This window comes from Taibaiella sp. KBW10 (assembly GCF_003852495.1).
In the GTDB taxonomy this organism is placed as follows: Bacteria; Bacteroidota; Bacteroidia; order Chitinophagales; family Chitinophagaceae; genus Edaphocola.
In genome coordinates this window covers 186,838-200,964 of sequence record NZ_QAJI01000007.1, presented here as the reverse complement: position 1 = coordinate 200,964, position 14,127 = coordinate 186,838, and the positions used below count along the sequence as shown (strand labels likewise).

The window sequence follows — 14,127 nt, the reverse complement described above, 5'->3', positions numbered from 1 at the left end:
CTGATGGAACACATTACCATAAGGTCGATTAATATTGCGGAGCATAGAGATATCGCCGACGAACTGGTCGGGGCCTTACATGAGTCAGAGTTGGAACTCAATCCCCGTACGGCGCATTGGCCCATGATCAGAAAGCACTACCTCAATTTTTTACAAGAGTGTCAGGAAACCTGTCAGGGTACTTTTCTTCTTGCAGAAGATCGCGGTGTGGCCATCGGTTTTCTCTTTGGCTATGTGGTCGAGCAAGAAGACAGCAACTTTGAAATAGGGGATGATAATGATTTGTATGTTTCAGAAGGCTATGTAAAACCCGATTATCGGAAACAAGGTATTTACACCCTGCTGAACCAGACTTTTGAAACCCGGTATAAAGACTTTCCCATCCGTAAAATCTACCGCTATACCTTGTACAATAACGACAAGATGCAGCACTGGCTGAGCAAACAAGGCTATAAGCCAATTCGGCTTGTGTATGAAAAGTGGTTGAAGTAAATGTTGCTTTGGTTTGTTTTATGGAAAAGTGACTTCCTTAATCTGTACAGTAGTAAGGGCATCCGTTGCGGCAACAGATAGGGCGTAATCTGTTTTAAGCAAAAGGTTTTGGGTAAAAAAAGCTTGCTCTTCTATAAACACGATTTCCTTGTGGGCATCAACCTGATTCAATTCTTTGGAAATACCCAGGCCGCTTGCTTTAAGCACCGCTTCTTTGCGCGTCCATATTTCATAAAATGCGTTTGTAGCATGTTCCTGCTCCCTTAAAAAAGTAATCTCCCCAGGATGCAAGCAATCTTCAAGAAGCGGGAGGTCGATTGCTTTTCTGAATTCTACATCCACGCCAAGCCCCTGATAGGCAGTGCTGGCTGCAACAACAGCCATATAGTGACTATGGGCACTCGTAAACCTTATATCCGTATTCGGTAAAAAAGGCCGGTTATACCGATCCCTTTGTATATCGCTCAGGACCGATCCGGTGTAGGCAAAATCAGTAACAATACGCTGCGTGACTATTTTTGTAGCGATACGCAGGTGCCGGTCAGCACCCGAATAGCGGTTAATCTCCTTACGCATCTGCTCTGGAAAGCCCGTCAATGCCTGTTCTAAATAGGCATCGTCTTTGGCTTGCAGGACATAATATAATAAGTAGATCGGTTTCATGAGGTATAAAAAAAGGCACTCTGTTTTTTGCAGGGCATTCTATAAGGTGCCCGGAACCTGTACCCGAGGACAAAATTAAGGCTTAAAAGCACAGGAATAAGGAGATACAAACTATTTTAAAAGCATAAACCCTGTCACTTGATGTGTACAGGGTTTATGAAAAGCAGATGATAAAATCTGTATTATGGATTAGATCTTTATAAAGCGTTTTTTAATCGCATATCCCTTCTGATCTATAATATGGATAAAATAGATACCCGGTAAGAGGTCTTTAATATCAATAGGTGTTCCCTTTTGGAAATTGTTGTACTGGCGTATGCGTTGGCCTTCTGTAGAGAACAGGTTTACCTGACTGAGCACCTCATTACTTTTGAGGTACACGGCATCTCTGGCTGGATTTGGCATTACAGAGATATTGTTCTGGATATCAGTGAAGGTGATTTTTTGTATACTGCTATATTCAAAATGGCCATCCCTGTCTGTTTGTTTTAAACGGTAGTAATTCGTGCCGTTTAAAGGGCTTTCATCTGTAAAGGAATAGTTTTGGGGTATATCTGTATTGCCACCGGCAGCTACACTTCCGAGTGTATTCCAGTTAGCGGCATCCATACTATGCTCCACCATAAAACGATCACTGTTTTCTTCCATTGCCGTAGTCCATTGCAACAGTACATCTGTAGCCCTGCCTTTCAAACTAAAAGAACTTAAAGTGATCGGTAAGATGGCAGCCGGTGCAAAATAACCATTGATGGCACTAAGATCCAGACCATTGGCTGCATTTCCCGAATTATTAGGATATATGGTGTTGTTCAGATAACTGTTGATACGGGTACTATAAGGCGTACTCGCCGTTACCGTTGCGTCTGCGGGAAGGATAGAATAACCGTAGAAAGTCTCTCCTACAGCAAGTCCTAAATCGGCAAAGCTTAGAAACATACCCGAGATGTTTTGTGCAGCAAGCACATTAGATACATAAGCCGTATCCGCAATACTCAGTTGATTATTGATACCAAGAGTAGCATCGTTATCAGATCTGCGGAAAACAATAGTACTGACACCTGCTAAAATTACGGTAGGGGTATAGGCACCGCTAAGGGCTGCACCATTTACGCCTTTTTGAGTCCAGGCATTATTAAAGGCCAGTACATCACTATAGAGATAATTGGTTCCGGTACCCGTATTTAGTCCGCCACTAAGGGCTTTAATGGCCGATAATTGCATCGCATCATCATTTTGTCCGCGATTGGCTACAATGATACCACTTACCGTACGGTTTGCGGCCGTTACAGCGATACCACTGTTCCAGATCAAATCAATCCGCTCAATGTTATTGGCGTTTACATTGGCATCTCCTACGGCACCGGTATTCACTTCGAGGTTTACGAAGGCATTATCAATCCCAACATTCACATAACCATTAAGCAGCGCAGTGGCCGCTTCCATATTGCCCGCACTACCTAATGCACCCGGATAAGAAGGTGTAAGGGTAAAGGTGGTTCCTGATTGCGTTCCCTCAGCATAAAATATCTGCCTGTCCTTCCAGGGTGCGGCTTGTTGTGTGGCATATAAGGAGCCTCCGTTAAAAACGGTATTATCCCCGCTGGCATTGTTTTTTCTTAAGAAAATAGCATCAGGTGCTCTGGAATTGCTTCTGTTATAAACGGTTCCTCCGATCGTAAAAGAAGATAATCGTTTATTATTATTCCCAAAATTATAAGTTGACCGCACGCCAGAAGAAGCTGGGCCTACCGTTGATCCTTGCGGTTCTTGTGCGATTGAGGAGAAGGTACTGGTCGTGCCGCTCACCGTTGTGATGACCGGAGTATTAAATGCCGTTTGTGCCACCGCTACCGTGGTGCATAAAGGGCTTAAAAGAATGGTTATGGGTAAAAGGGTTTTTATCATAATAAAATACATGCAACTTTTATATAATTCACAGCTGAATTATGCATCTGTGCACAAATGTATGTCTTTCTTTTATCGTTGCTATATATTGATTGACAGCATGTTATGTGGAATTAGCGCTTATAGTTTTTTTTTATTCATAAAGATGTCGCGACAATTAAATGATTTCTAGATAATGTGTTTATAATCAGCTGTTTGTGCTTTTGTTAGCCAAAAGAATACGTGCCTGCTCATTTGTAATAAACAGTATGTTAATGTATTGTAAAACACTAATTTGTGAAATATTTTATTGGTGTAGTCTATTGATTAGCTTTAAAATACGAGTGGATAAGGAGTCATTTCTAGAGCCATGTCGTGACATAAAATGGATGCGGCGGGCAATAAAGCGGGTATAGGATTTAGAATTTTATAGCTAATTTTGAGGCATATAAATTGTGAACAAGTGAAACGTATTCTTTTAATAGATGATGAAGAAAAGCTCAGAGCCCTTCTGGCAAAGATAATTTCCCTCGAAGGTTTTGAAGTAGTACAGGCGGCGACTCTTAAAGCGGGACAAAAAAAACTGACCCAGGAAGCATTTGAAGTAGTGATTTGTGACGTGAAACTACCCGATGGAAATGGGGTAGATATGGTGAAGGTGATTAAAGAAATACAACCCTTATCAGAAGTCATTCTTTTAACGGCTTACGGTAATATTCCCGATGGCGTTTTAGCCATTAAAAACGGTGCCTTTGATTACCTTACCAAAGGCGACGATAATAATAAAATCATTCCGTTGCTTTATAAGGCCACCGAAAAAGCACTCTTAGCCAAGCGGGTGGTGCAATTGGAACAACAGGTCGGTAAGAAATACTCCTTCGATAATATCCTGGGCAAATCAAAACAGATAACAGATGCGATACACTTGGCACAGCTGGTAGCGGTGACCGATACGACTGTCTTACTTTTGGGAGAGACCGGTACGGGCAAGGAGGTATTTGCACAGGCCATCCATCAGAAGAGTAGTAGGAATACCCATAAATTTGTAGCGGTCAACTGTGCCGCTTTTAGCAAAGAAATACTGGAAAGTGAACTGTTCGGACATAAAGCAGGATCATTTACCGGAGCGGTCAAAGATAAAACGGGTTTGTTTGAAGAAGCCCATAACGGAACGTTGTTTTTAGATGAGATCGGAGAAATGGCGATTGAACTTCAGGCAAAATTACTGCGCGTGCTGGAGACCGGCGAATTCTTAAAAGTGGGAGAGAGCAAGCCTACAAAAGTCAATGTACGGATCATTGCAGCAACCAACCGGGATCTGGAAACAGAGAGCACCAATCACCAGTTCCGCAGCGATTTGTATTACAGGCTTTCGGTCTTTAATATTGAACTGCCGGCATTAAGGGAACGCAAAAAAGATATTGAACTCCTGGCGGAACATTTTGCGCAATCCTATTCTTTAAAAACAAATAAGCGACAGGTTACCCTCTCCAAAGAATATATACACGCTTTGGAAAACCATGTCTGGAAAGGGAATATCAGGGAATTGAAAAATGTAATCGAACGCAGTGTGATCCTTACTGAAAATAATATACTGGACAGCTGTACCTTGCCACAAGAATTACATCATCATAATGCTTCCGGTGTTCCGGTGCTTTCTGCCTTCTCTCTGGCCAGCGCAGAACAGCTACAGATCCGTAAGGTGATGAACCATACACAGGGCAATAAAGCAGAAACCGCTAGGTTACTGGAAATCGGCATTGCGACTTTATACCGTAAGCTCGAAGAATACCAGATTAAATAATCATACCTTCTATTTTGATAAAAAGCCTTTCAAAATGAAAGGCTTTTTTGTTTTGTGATGTGGGGTATAATTTTTTATTAAATTGATTATCAAGTGTTTGTGTTTTTGTTTGGTTTGTTTGCACGGTTTTGGCACATAGACTAACAAACAAAGTTTCCGAACATGAACCAATACGAAGTGGCCGATGAAATCGCTACTGCATTACCCGAAGTTAAAGCCGAAGTTTCCAAGATTATTTATCTGAAAAATCCCTTTGCCCTCATCAGGGTGGTGACCAGGCATACCCAAAAAATGGTGGAACAACACAATGAATTAAGGATAGACCAATGCCTGAAACTCATCGACCGCATCTATGCTAAAGGCGATTTGCTGGTTAGAAATGCTATCGAAAATATTTTCATTTTCTCTCTCGACCACATTGTAGCCTCCTGCAACAGCAGGGATAAAGACCGGTTGCTGGCCAAGATACCACTGAAGCTGCATACCGCATATGTAAACCAGGTATACCGATCGGGTATTTAACAGCATGCGTAGGTGCTTTTACCACTTGAAATAACTCAAATTATCAATCTCAAAAAATACAGATATGCTCACCCTTATCCTCCTTTTTGCCGGGCTGTTTTGCTTCTGGCTCTTTTATAAATCCATCAATTATTTTGAAAAAATCTAAACCCCATAAAAATGAAACTATTATTTATCGTCGCCATCGCCGTATTTATCTATATGGTTTATGTACTCCTGAAACCCGAAAAATTCTAACCGGAGTATACAAAAAAGAGATCCATAGCCGATAAGGCTGCTGTGCAACGCTATCGCAATAAATTATTAATTAATAAAAACATGAATACAGAAATTTTAGGAATCATTTTAATGTTTACCGCTACACTGGTGGCCGCTATTCCTATTGGTAAATACATCGCAAAAGTTTATGCAGGACAAAAGACGTTTCTTGACCCGGTTTTCAATCCGCTGGAGAAAGTATTCTTTAAAATAAGCCGCATCGATCCTGCAAAAGGAATGAACTGGAAAGAACATATGGTGGCTTTATTAACCATCAATGTTGTTTGGTTTCTGCTCGGTATGCTCATCCTGATGTGTCAGCAATGGTTACCGATGAATCCCGATCACAATCCTAATATGTCGCCCGATCTGGCTTTTAATACCACAATCTCCTTTGTGGTGAACTGTAACCTGCAACACTATTCCGGAGAATCCGGGGTCAGTTACCTGGGGCAAATCTGGCTGATGTTTCTGCAGTTTGTGAGTGCCGGTACCGGGATGGCCGCAGCTGCAGCCGTATTTGTGGCTTTCAGAGAAAAAACGACCACACAATTAGGCAATTTTTACGATTTCCTGATCAAGTCCTGTACCCGGATACTGTTACCGATTTCCGTTATTTTAGCCATCTTCTTTGTGTTTCAGGGCATGCCCATGACCTTTGAAGGAAAACAAACCCTTACGAGTTTACAAGGCGATACCATGACCGTATCCACTGGACCGGTGGCGGCTTTTGTACCCATCAAACACGTGGGTACCAACGGAGGCGGTTTCTTTGGCGCCAATGGGGCACATCCTTTCGAAAATCCGACTTACCTGACCAATATGCTTGAGATGTGGGGGCAATTCGTGCTTCCGATGGCTATGGTCTTTGCATTTGGCTATTTCATCAGGCGTAAAAAACTGGCGGTAATGATCTATACCGTGATGACGATTGGCTTTCTGCTTTTAGTCATTCCCAATATTTATATGGAGATGAAAGGCAATCCTGCCATTGCCGCTATGGGAATCGACAATTCCTTGGGTGCTATGGAAGGTAAAGAAGCAAGAGTTGGTGCGGCGGCTTCTGGCTTTTGGAGTATTGTGACCACCGTTATTTCTACCGGCTCCATTAATTCCATGCACGACAGTTCTATGCCTTTATCAGGTATGAATGAATTGCTCGCGATGATGGTCAATGCCTTCTATGGCGGCGATGGGGTAGGCATACTCAATTTCCTGATCTTTATTATTCTGGCCGTATTCATCAGTGGCTTAATGGTAGGCCGCACCCCGGAATTTTTAGGCAAAAAAATTGAAGCCCGTGAAATGAAAATAGCGATGATTATCGCTTTGCTACATCCCTTCCTGATTTTAGTAGGCACAGGTTTAGCAACCGCCTTTCCGGCGCAGGGCGCCTCCACCTTAAACAATCCCGGCTTTCATGGTTTTAGCGAAATCCTGTATGAATATACCTCTTCATCGGCCAACAACGGTAGTGGTTTTGAGGGATTAGGCGATAATAATTTATGGTGGAATATCTCGACCGGCTTTGTCCTGATCCTGGGACGGTTTTTACCCATCATAGGCCCCGTGGCCATCGCAGGCCTGCTCGCAGGTAAGAAGTATATCCCGGAAAGTAACGGCACCTTGAAAACAGATACCGGCACCTTTGCCTTAGTCATATTTGCCGTGATTGTGATCGTCGCTGCTTTATCCTTCTTCCCCTCACTTGCTTTAGGACCCATAGCCGAATACTTTTCTATGCGATAAGCACATAACAGTCAATTTCTTTAGTTAATCACCTTATTTAATTATCATAAATGAAACCCAATAGTCAATCATTATTTCAAAAAGAACTGATGCAAACGGCATTAAAAGATTCTTTTCTGAAACTTAGTCCTAAAAAAATGTTCCGTAATCCGGTGATGTTTACCGTCTGGATCGGTACACTGGTCATGTTCTTCGTCTGTTTATGGACTTTGGCAGGCGCAAAGGCACAAGGAAGTTTCGGCTATAACCTCTTCGTATTTGTGGTGCTCCTTTTAACCCTTTTGTTTGCCAATTTTGCAGAAGCCATTGCCGAGGCAAGGGGAAAAGCGCAAGCCGATAGTTTAAGAAAAACCAGAGAGGAAACGCCGGCAAAATTGCAAAACGGACAAACGATTTCTTCCGCCCAACTCAAAAAAGAAGATGTATTTATTTGCGAGGCCGGCGATATTATTCCTTCCGATGGCGAGATTATAGAAGGGCTGGCAACCATCGATGAGAGCGCCATTACCGGAGAATCGGCACCCGTGATCCGGGAAGCGGGAGGCGATAAGAGTTCCGTAACCGGCGGTACCAAAGTATTGTCCGATAAGATTCTGGTTAAAGTAACCACAGAACCCGGAGAAAGTTTTCTCGATAAAATGATTGCTTTAGTAGAAGGTGCCAGTCGTCAAAAAACACCCAACGAAATCGCCTTGACCATTTTGTTGGCTGGATTCACCCTCGTGTTTATCATCGTTACCGTCACCTTAAAGCCTTTTGCAGACTATGCAAATGCACCGATCACCATCGCCGCCTTTATTTCCTTATTCGTATGCCTGATTCCCACAACCATCGGAGGCTTATTGTCTGCCATCGGGATTGCCGGTATGGACAGGGCCTTGCGCGCCAATGTCATCACCAAAAGTGGTAAAGCAGTAGAGACCGCCGGAGATATTGATGTGCTTTTGCTGGATAAAACCGGTACCATCACTATTGGTAATCGTAAGGCCACCCATTTTTATGCCGCAGAGGGTGTGGGACAGGAACAATTGATTAAGGCAGCTACCTTAAGTTCCATGAGTGATGATACCCCGGAAGGGAAGTCCATTATAGAGTTGGCGAGCCTCAATCCCTTGAGCTTTGCCATCAAGGAACCGCGCTTTGTAAAATTCTCTGCAGAAACCCGGAGTTCCGGTATTGATTTTGGGGAGACACGCATCCGAAAAGGCGCTACAGATGCCATTAAAAACATGGTAGAAAAAGCCGGGAATCCTTTTCCCGAAGAGATTGCGGCTCAGGTACGCAACATTTCCAATAACGGGGGTACACCACTGGTAGTTTCGGAAAATGAACGTGTATTAGGTGTCATTGAATTGCAGGATATCATCAAACCCGGTATACAAGAGCGCTTTGAGCGCTTACGCAAAATGGGCATCAAGACCGTAATGGTAACCGGAGATAATCCCTTAACGGCAAAATTTATTGCTGAAAAAGCCGGTGTAGACGATTTTATTGCGGAGGCCAAACCGGAAGATAAAATGAACTACATTAAAAAAGAACAGGCAGCAGGTAGACTGGTCGCGATGATGGGAGATGGTACCAATGACGCACCGGCACTGGCCCAGGCTGATGTCGGAGTAGCGATGAACAGTGGTACACAGGCGGCTAAGGAAGCCGGTAATATGGTGGACCTGGATAATGATCCGACCAAGCTAATTGAAGTTGTGGAGATCGGAAAACAGTTGCTCATGACCCGGGGTACCCTTACTACTTTTAGTATTGCCAATGATGTGGCGAAGTATTTTGCGATTATCCCTGCACTGTTTATCACAGCCATTCCGGCCTTGCAAGGACTAAACATCATGCATTTGCACAGCCCCGAGAGTGCGATACTATCTGCCGTTATTTTTAATGCCATTATCATTCCCATGTTGATTCCCCTGGCCTTAAGAGGCGTTGCCTATAAACCCATCGGTGCCTCCGCATTGCTCAGAAGAAACCTGTTTATCTACGGTCTGGGTGGAATTATCGTTCCTTTTATCGGCATCAAGGCTATTGATATGCTCGTGTCTTTATTTATGTAAGCCATTTTTAACCGTACAAATCCTCAATTTATAAAAGATGAAAAAACATATTTTGCCTGCTATCAAGCTGAGCTTCGTCACCATAATCTTCTTCTGCGTGGTCTATCCCTTCGCTGTATGGGCCATTGCCCAGGCAGCACCCAATCATGGTAAGGGTATGCTGATCACACACAAGGGAAAGCAATATTATAGCAATATTGGCCAGGCCTTTACTCAGGATCAATATTTCTGGTCTCGTCCTTCTTCGGTAGCTTATAATGCCTCCGGTTCGGGAGGTAGCAATAAAGGCCCTTCTAACGAAGCCTATTTAAAAGAAGTACAGGCACGTATCGATACTTTCTTGGTGCATAACCCCGGTATTCAAAAATCAGAAATACCGGTAGATATGGTCACGGCCAGTGGCAGTGGTTTAGATCCGCATTTTTCCGTACAAGCAGCCAAAGTGCAGGTAAAACGCATTGCAAAATGCCGCAATATATCCGAAGCACGGCTGGAGGAACTGATCGCCCAACAAACCGAAAAACCATTTATGGGTTTATTCGGCCCCGAAAAAATTAATGTACTCAAACTCAATATCGCATTAGACGACTTGAAATAACCTAAATAACAGAACCAATAATGAACAAACATTTAATCCTATCCGCTATTTTAAGTGGGGGTATCGGATCCATACAGGCACAAGAAACAGATTTGATTCCGGAAGAGGTACAACACCCAAAAGAGGAGAACGCCGAACCCCATAAAAACCCTTTAAGCATTAGTGGCTATGCCGAAGCTTATTACCTTTATGATGCCAACAGGCCAATCCGCAACGAGCGTCCGGGATTTGTGTACAGCCATAACAGGGCAAATGAGGTAACGGTAAACCTGGCTTATCTTAAAGCGGGCTATAGCACTGAAAAAGTAAGGGCCAGTCTGGCATTGGCGGTGGGTACGTATATGAATGCCAACTATGCCGCAGAACCAGGGGTATTAAAAAATATTTATGAAGCGAATATAGGCGTGAAGCTATCGAAGAAGCATGATTTATGGCTGGATGCCGGTATTCTGCCGTCACACCTGGGTTTTGAAAGTGCGGTCGGTAAGGACAATTGGACCCTTACCCGAAGTTTATTTGCCGATAACTCGCCCTACTTTGAAACGGGTGCAAAACTCTCCTATACCACACCCAACGGCAAATGGTTTATGAGTGGGCTCCTGCTTAACGGATGGCAGCGCATACAGCGGGCAGACGGGAATAGTACACCTGCTTTCGGACACCAGCTCAGTTATAAACCCAATGCCAAATGGACCCTCAACAGTGGCTCTTTTATCGGAAATGATAAGGCAGACAGTAGTCGTCAAATGCGCTACTTTCATAATCTTTATGTGATTTACCAGGCTAATGATCAGATTGGAATTACTGCCGGTTTTGATATCGGAGCCGAACAAAAAGCAAAAGGAAGCAACCAATATAATACCTGGTATACACCGGTGTTGATCGCCCGATATACCCCAACTGCAAAATGGGGCGTTTCGCTCCGGGGGGAATACTATAAAGATGAGCATGGCGTAATCATTGCAAGCGGTACCCCAAAAGGGTTTCAGACCTTTGGTTTTTCCCTGAATGCAGATTATTTTATTTTGCCCAATGTATTATGGCGTGTAGAAGCGAGAAGCCTGAGCAGTAAAGAAGCACTCTTCCTTAATAGAAAGGAAGGCCTTAGTCAAAACAGCCTGACGCTGACCAGCGCTTTGGCCATTAGTTTTTAATTTTAAGCGTATAAAGACCCCGTAACCACATTATGGAAGCCGACAGAAAGAGTGCAGAACATTTTCTTCAATTGATCAAGAAGTCCAGGCTGGGTAAGTTTAAAATTTACATTGGTATGAGTGCCGGTGTGGGTAAAACCTACCGGATGCTGCAAGAAGCACATACCTTGTTAAGAAATGGGATCGATATTAAGATTGGATTTATAGAAACGCATCAGCGTTTGGAAACGGCAGCCCTTCTGGAAGGGCTGCCTCTGATTCCCAGAAGAAAACTGTTTTATAAAGGAAAAGAGCTGGAAGAGTTGGATGTACAGGCGGTCATTAATTTGCGTCCCGAGGTCGTGATTATAGACGAACTGGCCCATTCCAATATAGAAGGCAGTAAAAACGAGAAACGCTGGCAGGATGTACTGGATATTCTGGAAGCCGGTATCAACGTGATCAGCGCCTTGAATATTCAGCATATTGAAAGCCTGAATGAAGAGGTGAAAGTGATTACAGGTATTGAAGTCCGGGAACGTATTCCGGATAAGGTCATCGGCTTAGCCGACGAGATTGTGAATATAGACCTGACGGCCGAAGATTTGATCACACGCCTGAAAGAAGGAAAAATATATCCGCCGGATAAAATCAAGCAAGCACTGGAGCATTTTTTTAAGAGTGAAAATATCCTGCAGTTGCGCGAGCTTTCCCTTAAGGAAGTGGCAGGCCATGTCGTGCGTAAAGTAGATATTGAGGTGCATAAGAATGTAGCCTTGAAACATGAGAAATTCTTGGCCTGTATCGGCAGCGATGCTAAGAAAGCTAAGAACGTGATTCGCAAAACGGCAAGGTTGGCAGGTTACTATAGCGGAGAATGGTATGTGCTGTATGTGCAGACGCCCAAAGAAAGTGTGGCGAAAATTCCACTGGACAAGCAACGGCTACTGATTAATAACCTGAAGCTCGCTACGGAATTGGGAGCTAAGGTGATTCAGGTGAAAAGTAAAAATGTACCGACTGCTATAATGGAGCAGGCCATCAACCTGAATGTGACTACCGTTTGTATTGGAAAACCGCAGCTCAGCATTTTCCACATTATATTATCGACCGGAATCTTTAATCAACTCTTAAATAAATTATCTTTAGAGGATATTGATTTGATCATTCTTTCCTGACCTTTGGAGATCTTTAAACGCATATAAAAGCAGACAGATGAAAATAAAAACAAAATTAACCATAGGCGTGGGGTTACTTTTCTTGTTCATATTGCTCCTGGCCAACCTGAGCATTTATTATATTAATGCCTTAAAAAAGGATACTAACAATATTCTCGTCTCCAATTATAATACACTTGAATACTCCCGCAATATGCTTTTAGCGATAGAAGAAATGGGAGCAGACGGCGATCCGGTACCGATGCAAAAATTTGAAGTTAATTTGCAGAAGCAGGCCAGAAATGTTACTGAAATAGGAGAGAAGGAAGTGACCGGTCAAATCGCGGAACATTTTAGCAAACTAAAAAAAGCTGCTGCTGATCCCCTGATTAAATCGGCCATCCGTAAAGATATTTCCGATTTGACGCGTTTAAATATGGATGCCATTGGCCGGAAGAGTGAAATTGCAAAGGATACGGCAGAAACGGCTACCATTTGGTTGTCGGTTACAGGCGCCATCTGTTTTATTATTTCCTTTACCCTTCTGGTCAATCTTCCGGGCAACATTGCCAATCCGATTAAAGAGTTGACAGAAAGTATTAAACAGATCGCCGCGCAAAACTATAAGCAAAGAGTTCATTTTACGGGTCAGAATGAGTTCGGTGCCTTAGCCAGTTCCTTTAATACCATGGCGCAGCAGCTCGAAGAGTATTCCGAGAGCAACCTCGCCAGAATCATAAAGGGCAAGAAAAGAATTGAAACCCTGATCAATAACATGCATGACCCCGTGATTGGCGTGGATGAGCATCAGATCGTTTTGTTTGCCAACAGCGAAGCCCTGAAAGTGGCCGGCCTCAAAAGTGAAGCCTTTATCGGCAGCAGGATACAGGACGTGGCTGTGCATAATGACCTGATCAGAACATTAATCGCAGACATCATGCCCCCGGCCGATTATAAACCGGCTACAGAACCCGTCAAGATCTTTGCAGACCATAAAGAGAGTTATTTTCAAAAGGAGATTGTCGCCATCAATATTGTGCCCACCGGGGAAGAAGAGTCTGCATTTATTGGTTATGTGATCATTCTTAAAAATATTACACCATTTAAGGAACTGGATACGGCAAAAACCAATTTTATCGCTACCGTTTCTCATGAATTTAAAACACCCATTGCCTCGATCAAGATGAGTTTGCAGCTTCTGGAAAATGAGCGGATTGGTGTCGTGAATCCCGAACAGCAGGAACTTTTGGAAAGTATTAAAGAAGATACCAACCGGCTCTTAAACATTACCAAAGAACTATTGGATATGTCTCAGGTCGAAACGGGTACCATACAGTTAAATATTCATCCCGACAATGCCGGTGCCATTTTAGAAGATGCGGTTAATGCGACCAGGATGCAGGCCGATCAAAAGAAGATTACGATCCGTATAGAAGCAGATCCGGATGTAAAGACCGTAGCGATGGACTCGGAAAAAACGGCTTGGGTACTCACCAATTTTATGAGCAATGCCATCCGCTACTCTCATGAAGGAGGGGTGATCCTGCTTTCTTTACAAAAGAAAAATGAGTTGGTTTATTATGCCGTAACCGATTTCGGAAATGGGTTTGAGGGCAAATACCGAGATAAGGTGTTTGACCGTTATTTTCAGATTCCGGGCAGTTCTAAATCCGGTACAGGACTGGGTTTGGCGATCAGTAAAGACTTTATTGAAGCGCAGGGTGGTACGATTGGGGTAGAGACAGAACTCGGCAAAGGGTCGGTGTTTTACTTTTATCTGCCCGGTTCGTAATCAGGCGATACA

General features: G+C 43.4%; 12 protein-coding genes. 10 read left to right on the top strand and 2 right to left on the bottom strand.

Annotated features, from left to right (window positions below):
* The first annotated feature begins 3 nt into the window (after positions 1 to 3).
* The gene (locus tag DBR32_RS14800; RefSeq protein WP_124637151.1) at positions 4 to 492 is read left to right on the top strand and encodes a GNAT family N-acetyltransferase; all 489 of its coding nucleotides are present in this window, start codon (positions 4 to 6) and stop codon (positions 490 to 492) included.
* An 18-nt stretch (positions 493 to 510) separates the two neighbouring features.
* On the opposite strand, the gene DBR32_RS14795 is transcribed toward DBR32_RS14800, so the two are convergent.
* The gene (locus DBR32_RS14795; protein WP_124637149.1) at positions 511 to 1,155 is read right to left on the bottom strand and encodes a 4'-phosphopantetheinyl transferase superfamily protein; all 645 of its coding nucleotides are present in this window, start codon (positions 1,153 to 1,155) and stop codon (positions 511 to 513) included.
* Between the two features lie 189 nt (positions 1,156 to 1,344).
* Complete coding sequence (locus tag DBR32_RS14790) at positions 1,345 to 3,060, bottom strand: T9SS type A sorting domain-containing protein (protein WP_158606014.1); 1,716 nt, start codon at positions 3,058 to 3,060, stop codon at positions 1,345 to 1,347.
* A gap of 442 nt (positions 3,061 to 3,502) precedes the next feature.
* Between DBR32_RS14790 and DBR32_RS14785 the strand changes: the two genes are divergently transcribed.
* From DBR32_RS14785 to DBR32_RS14745, 9 genes are all read left to right on the top strand, one after another.
* Positions 3,503 to 4,843 carry a sigma-54 dependent transcriptional regulator gene (locus tag DBR32_RS14785; RefSeq protein WP_124637145.1) on the top strand — a complete coding sequence of 447 codons (1,341 nt, stop codon included), beginning with the start codon at positions 3,503 to 3,505 and terminating at the stop codon, positions 4,841 to 4,843.
* A gap of 162 nt (positions 4,844 to 5,005) precedes the next feature.
* Positions 5,006 to 5,365 carry a hypothetical protein gene (locus DBR32_RS14780; protein ID WP_124637143.1) on the top strand — a complete coding sequence of 120 codons (360 nt, stop codon included), beginning with the start codon at positions 5,006 to 5,008 and terminating at the stop codon, positions 5,363 to 5,365.
* 159 nt (positions 5,366 to 5,524) lie between these two features.
* Positions 5,525 to 5,602, top strand: a complete 78-nt coding sequence (locus tag DBR32_RS15870) for a potassium-transporting ATPase subunit F (protein ID WP_124637261.1) — start codon at positions 5,525 to 5,527, stop codon at positions 5,600 to 5,602.
* A gap of 81 nt (positions 5,603 to 5,683) precedes the next feature.
* Complete coding sequence (gene kdpA, locus DBR32_RS14770) at positions 5,684 to 7,372, top strand: potassium-transporting ATPase subunit KdpA (protein ID WP_124637141.1); 1,689 nt, start codon at positions 5,684 to 5,686, stop codon at positions 7,370 to 7,372.
* 50 nt (positions 7,373 to 7,422) lie between these two features.
* Positions 7,423 to 9,435: a potassium-transporting ATPase subunit KdpB gene (gene kdpB, locus DBR32_RS14765; RefSeq protein ID WP_124637139.1), complete on the top strand. Its 2,013-nt coding sequence runs from the start codon at positions 7,423 to 7,425 to the stop codon at positions 9,433 to 9,435.
* A 37-nt stretch (positions 9,436 to 9,472) separates the two neighbouring features.
* Positions 9,473 to 10,033 (top strand): K(+)-transporting ATPase subunit C, encoded by a 561-nt coding sequence (locus tag DBR32_RS14760; RefSeq protein WP_124637137.1) that lies wholly within the window; start codon positions 9,473 to 9,475, stop codon positions 10,031 to 10,033.
* 20 nt (positions 10,034 to 10,053) lie between these two features.
* Positions 10,054 to 11,187 (top strand): porin, encoded by a 1,134-nt coding sequence (locus tag DBR32_RS14755; protein ID WP_124637135.1) that lies wholly within the window; start codon positions 10,054 to 10,056, stop codon positions 11,185 to 11,187.
* 32 nt (positions 11,188 to 11,219) lie between these two features.
* Positions 11,220 to 12,344 (top strand): sensor protein KdpD, encoded by a 1,125-nt coding sequence (locus DBR32_RS14750; RefSeq protein WP_124637133.1) that lies wholly within the window; start codon positions 11,220 to 11,222, stop codon positions 12,342 to 12,344.
* A 37-nt stretch (positions 12,345 to 12,381) separates the two neighbouring features.
* Positions 12,382 to 14,115, top strand: coding sequence for a histidine kinase dimerization/phospho-acceptor domain-containing protein (locus DBR32_RS14745; RefSeq protein ID WP_124637132.1), 1,734 nt, complete (start codon positions 12,382 to 12,384; stop codon positions 14,113 to 14,115).
* Positions 14,116 to 14,127 lie beyond the last annotated feature (12 nt).

What these genes read in the sequence shown, in the direction of transcription:
- DBR32_RS14750 (WP_124637133.1), top strand. Translation starts at nt 11,220, where the DNA reads ATGGAAGCCGACAGAAAGAGTGCAGAACATTTTCTTCAATTGATCAAG.
- DBR32_RS14800 (WP_124637151.1), top strand. Translation starts at nt 4, where the DNA reads ATGGAACACATTACCATAAGGTCGATTAATATTGCGGAGCATAGAGAT.
- DBR32_RS15870 (WP_124637261.1), top strand. Translation starts at nt 5,525, where the DNA reads ATGAAACTATTATTTATCGTCGCCATCGCCGTATTTATCTATATGGTT.
- kdpA (WP_124637141.1), top strand. Translation starts at nt 5,684, where the DNA reads ATGAATACAGAAATTTTAGGAATCATTTTAATGTTTACCGCTACACTG.
- DBR32_RS14755 (WP_124637135.1), top strand. Translation starts at nt 10,054, where the DNA reads ATGAACAAACATTTAATCCTATCCGCTATTTTAAGTGGGGGTATCGGA.
- DBR32_RS14780 (WP_124637143.1), top strand. Translation starts at nt 5,006, where the DNA reads ATGAACCAATACGAAGTGGCCGATGAAATCGCTACTGCATTACCCGAA.
- DBR32_RS14745 (WP_124637132.1), top strand. Translation starts at nt 12,382, where the DNA reads ATGAAAATAAAAACAAAATTAACCATAGGCGTGGGGTTACTTTTCTTG.
- DBR32_RS14790 (WP_158606014.1), bottom strand. Translation starts at nt 3,060, where the DNA reads ATGATAAAAACCCTTTTACCCATAACCATTCTTTTAAGCCCTTTATGC.
- DBR32_RS14795 (WP_124637149.1), bottom strand. Translation starts at nt 1,155, where the DNA reads ATGAAACCGATCTACTTATTATATTATGTCCTGCAAGCCAAAGACGAT.
- kdpB (WP_124637139.1), top strand. Translation starts at nt 7,423, where the DNA reads ATGAAACCCAATAGTCAATCATTATTTCAAAAAGAACTGATGCAAACG.
- DBR32_RS14760 (WP_124637137.1), top strand. Translation starts at nt 9,473, where the DNA reads ATGAAAAAACATATTTTGCCTGCTATCAAGCTGAGCTTCGTCACCATA.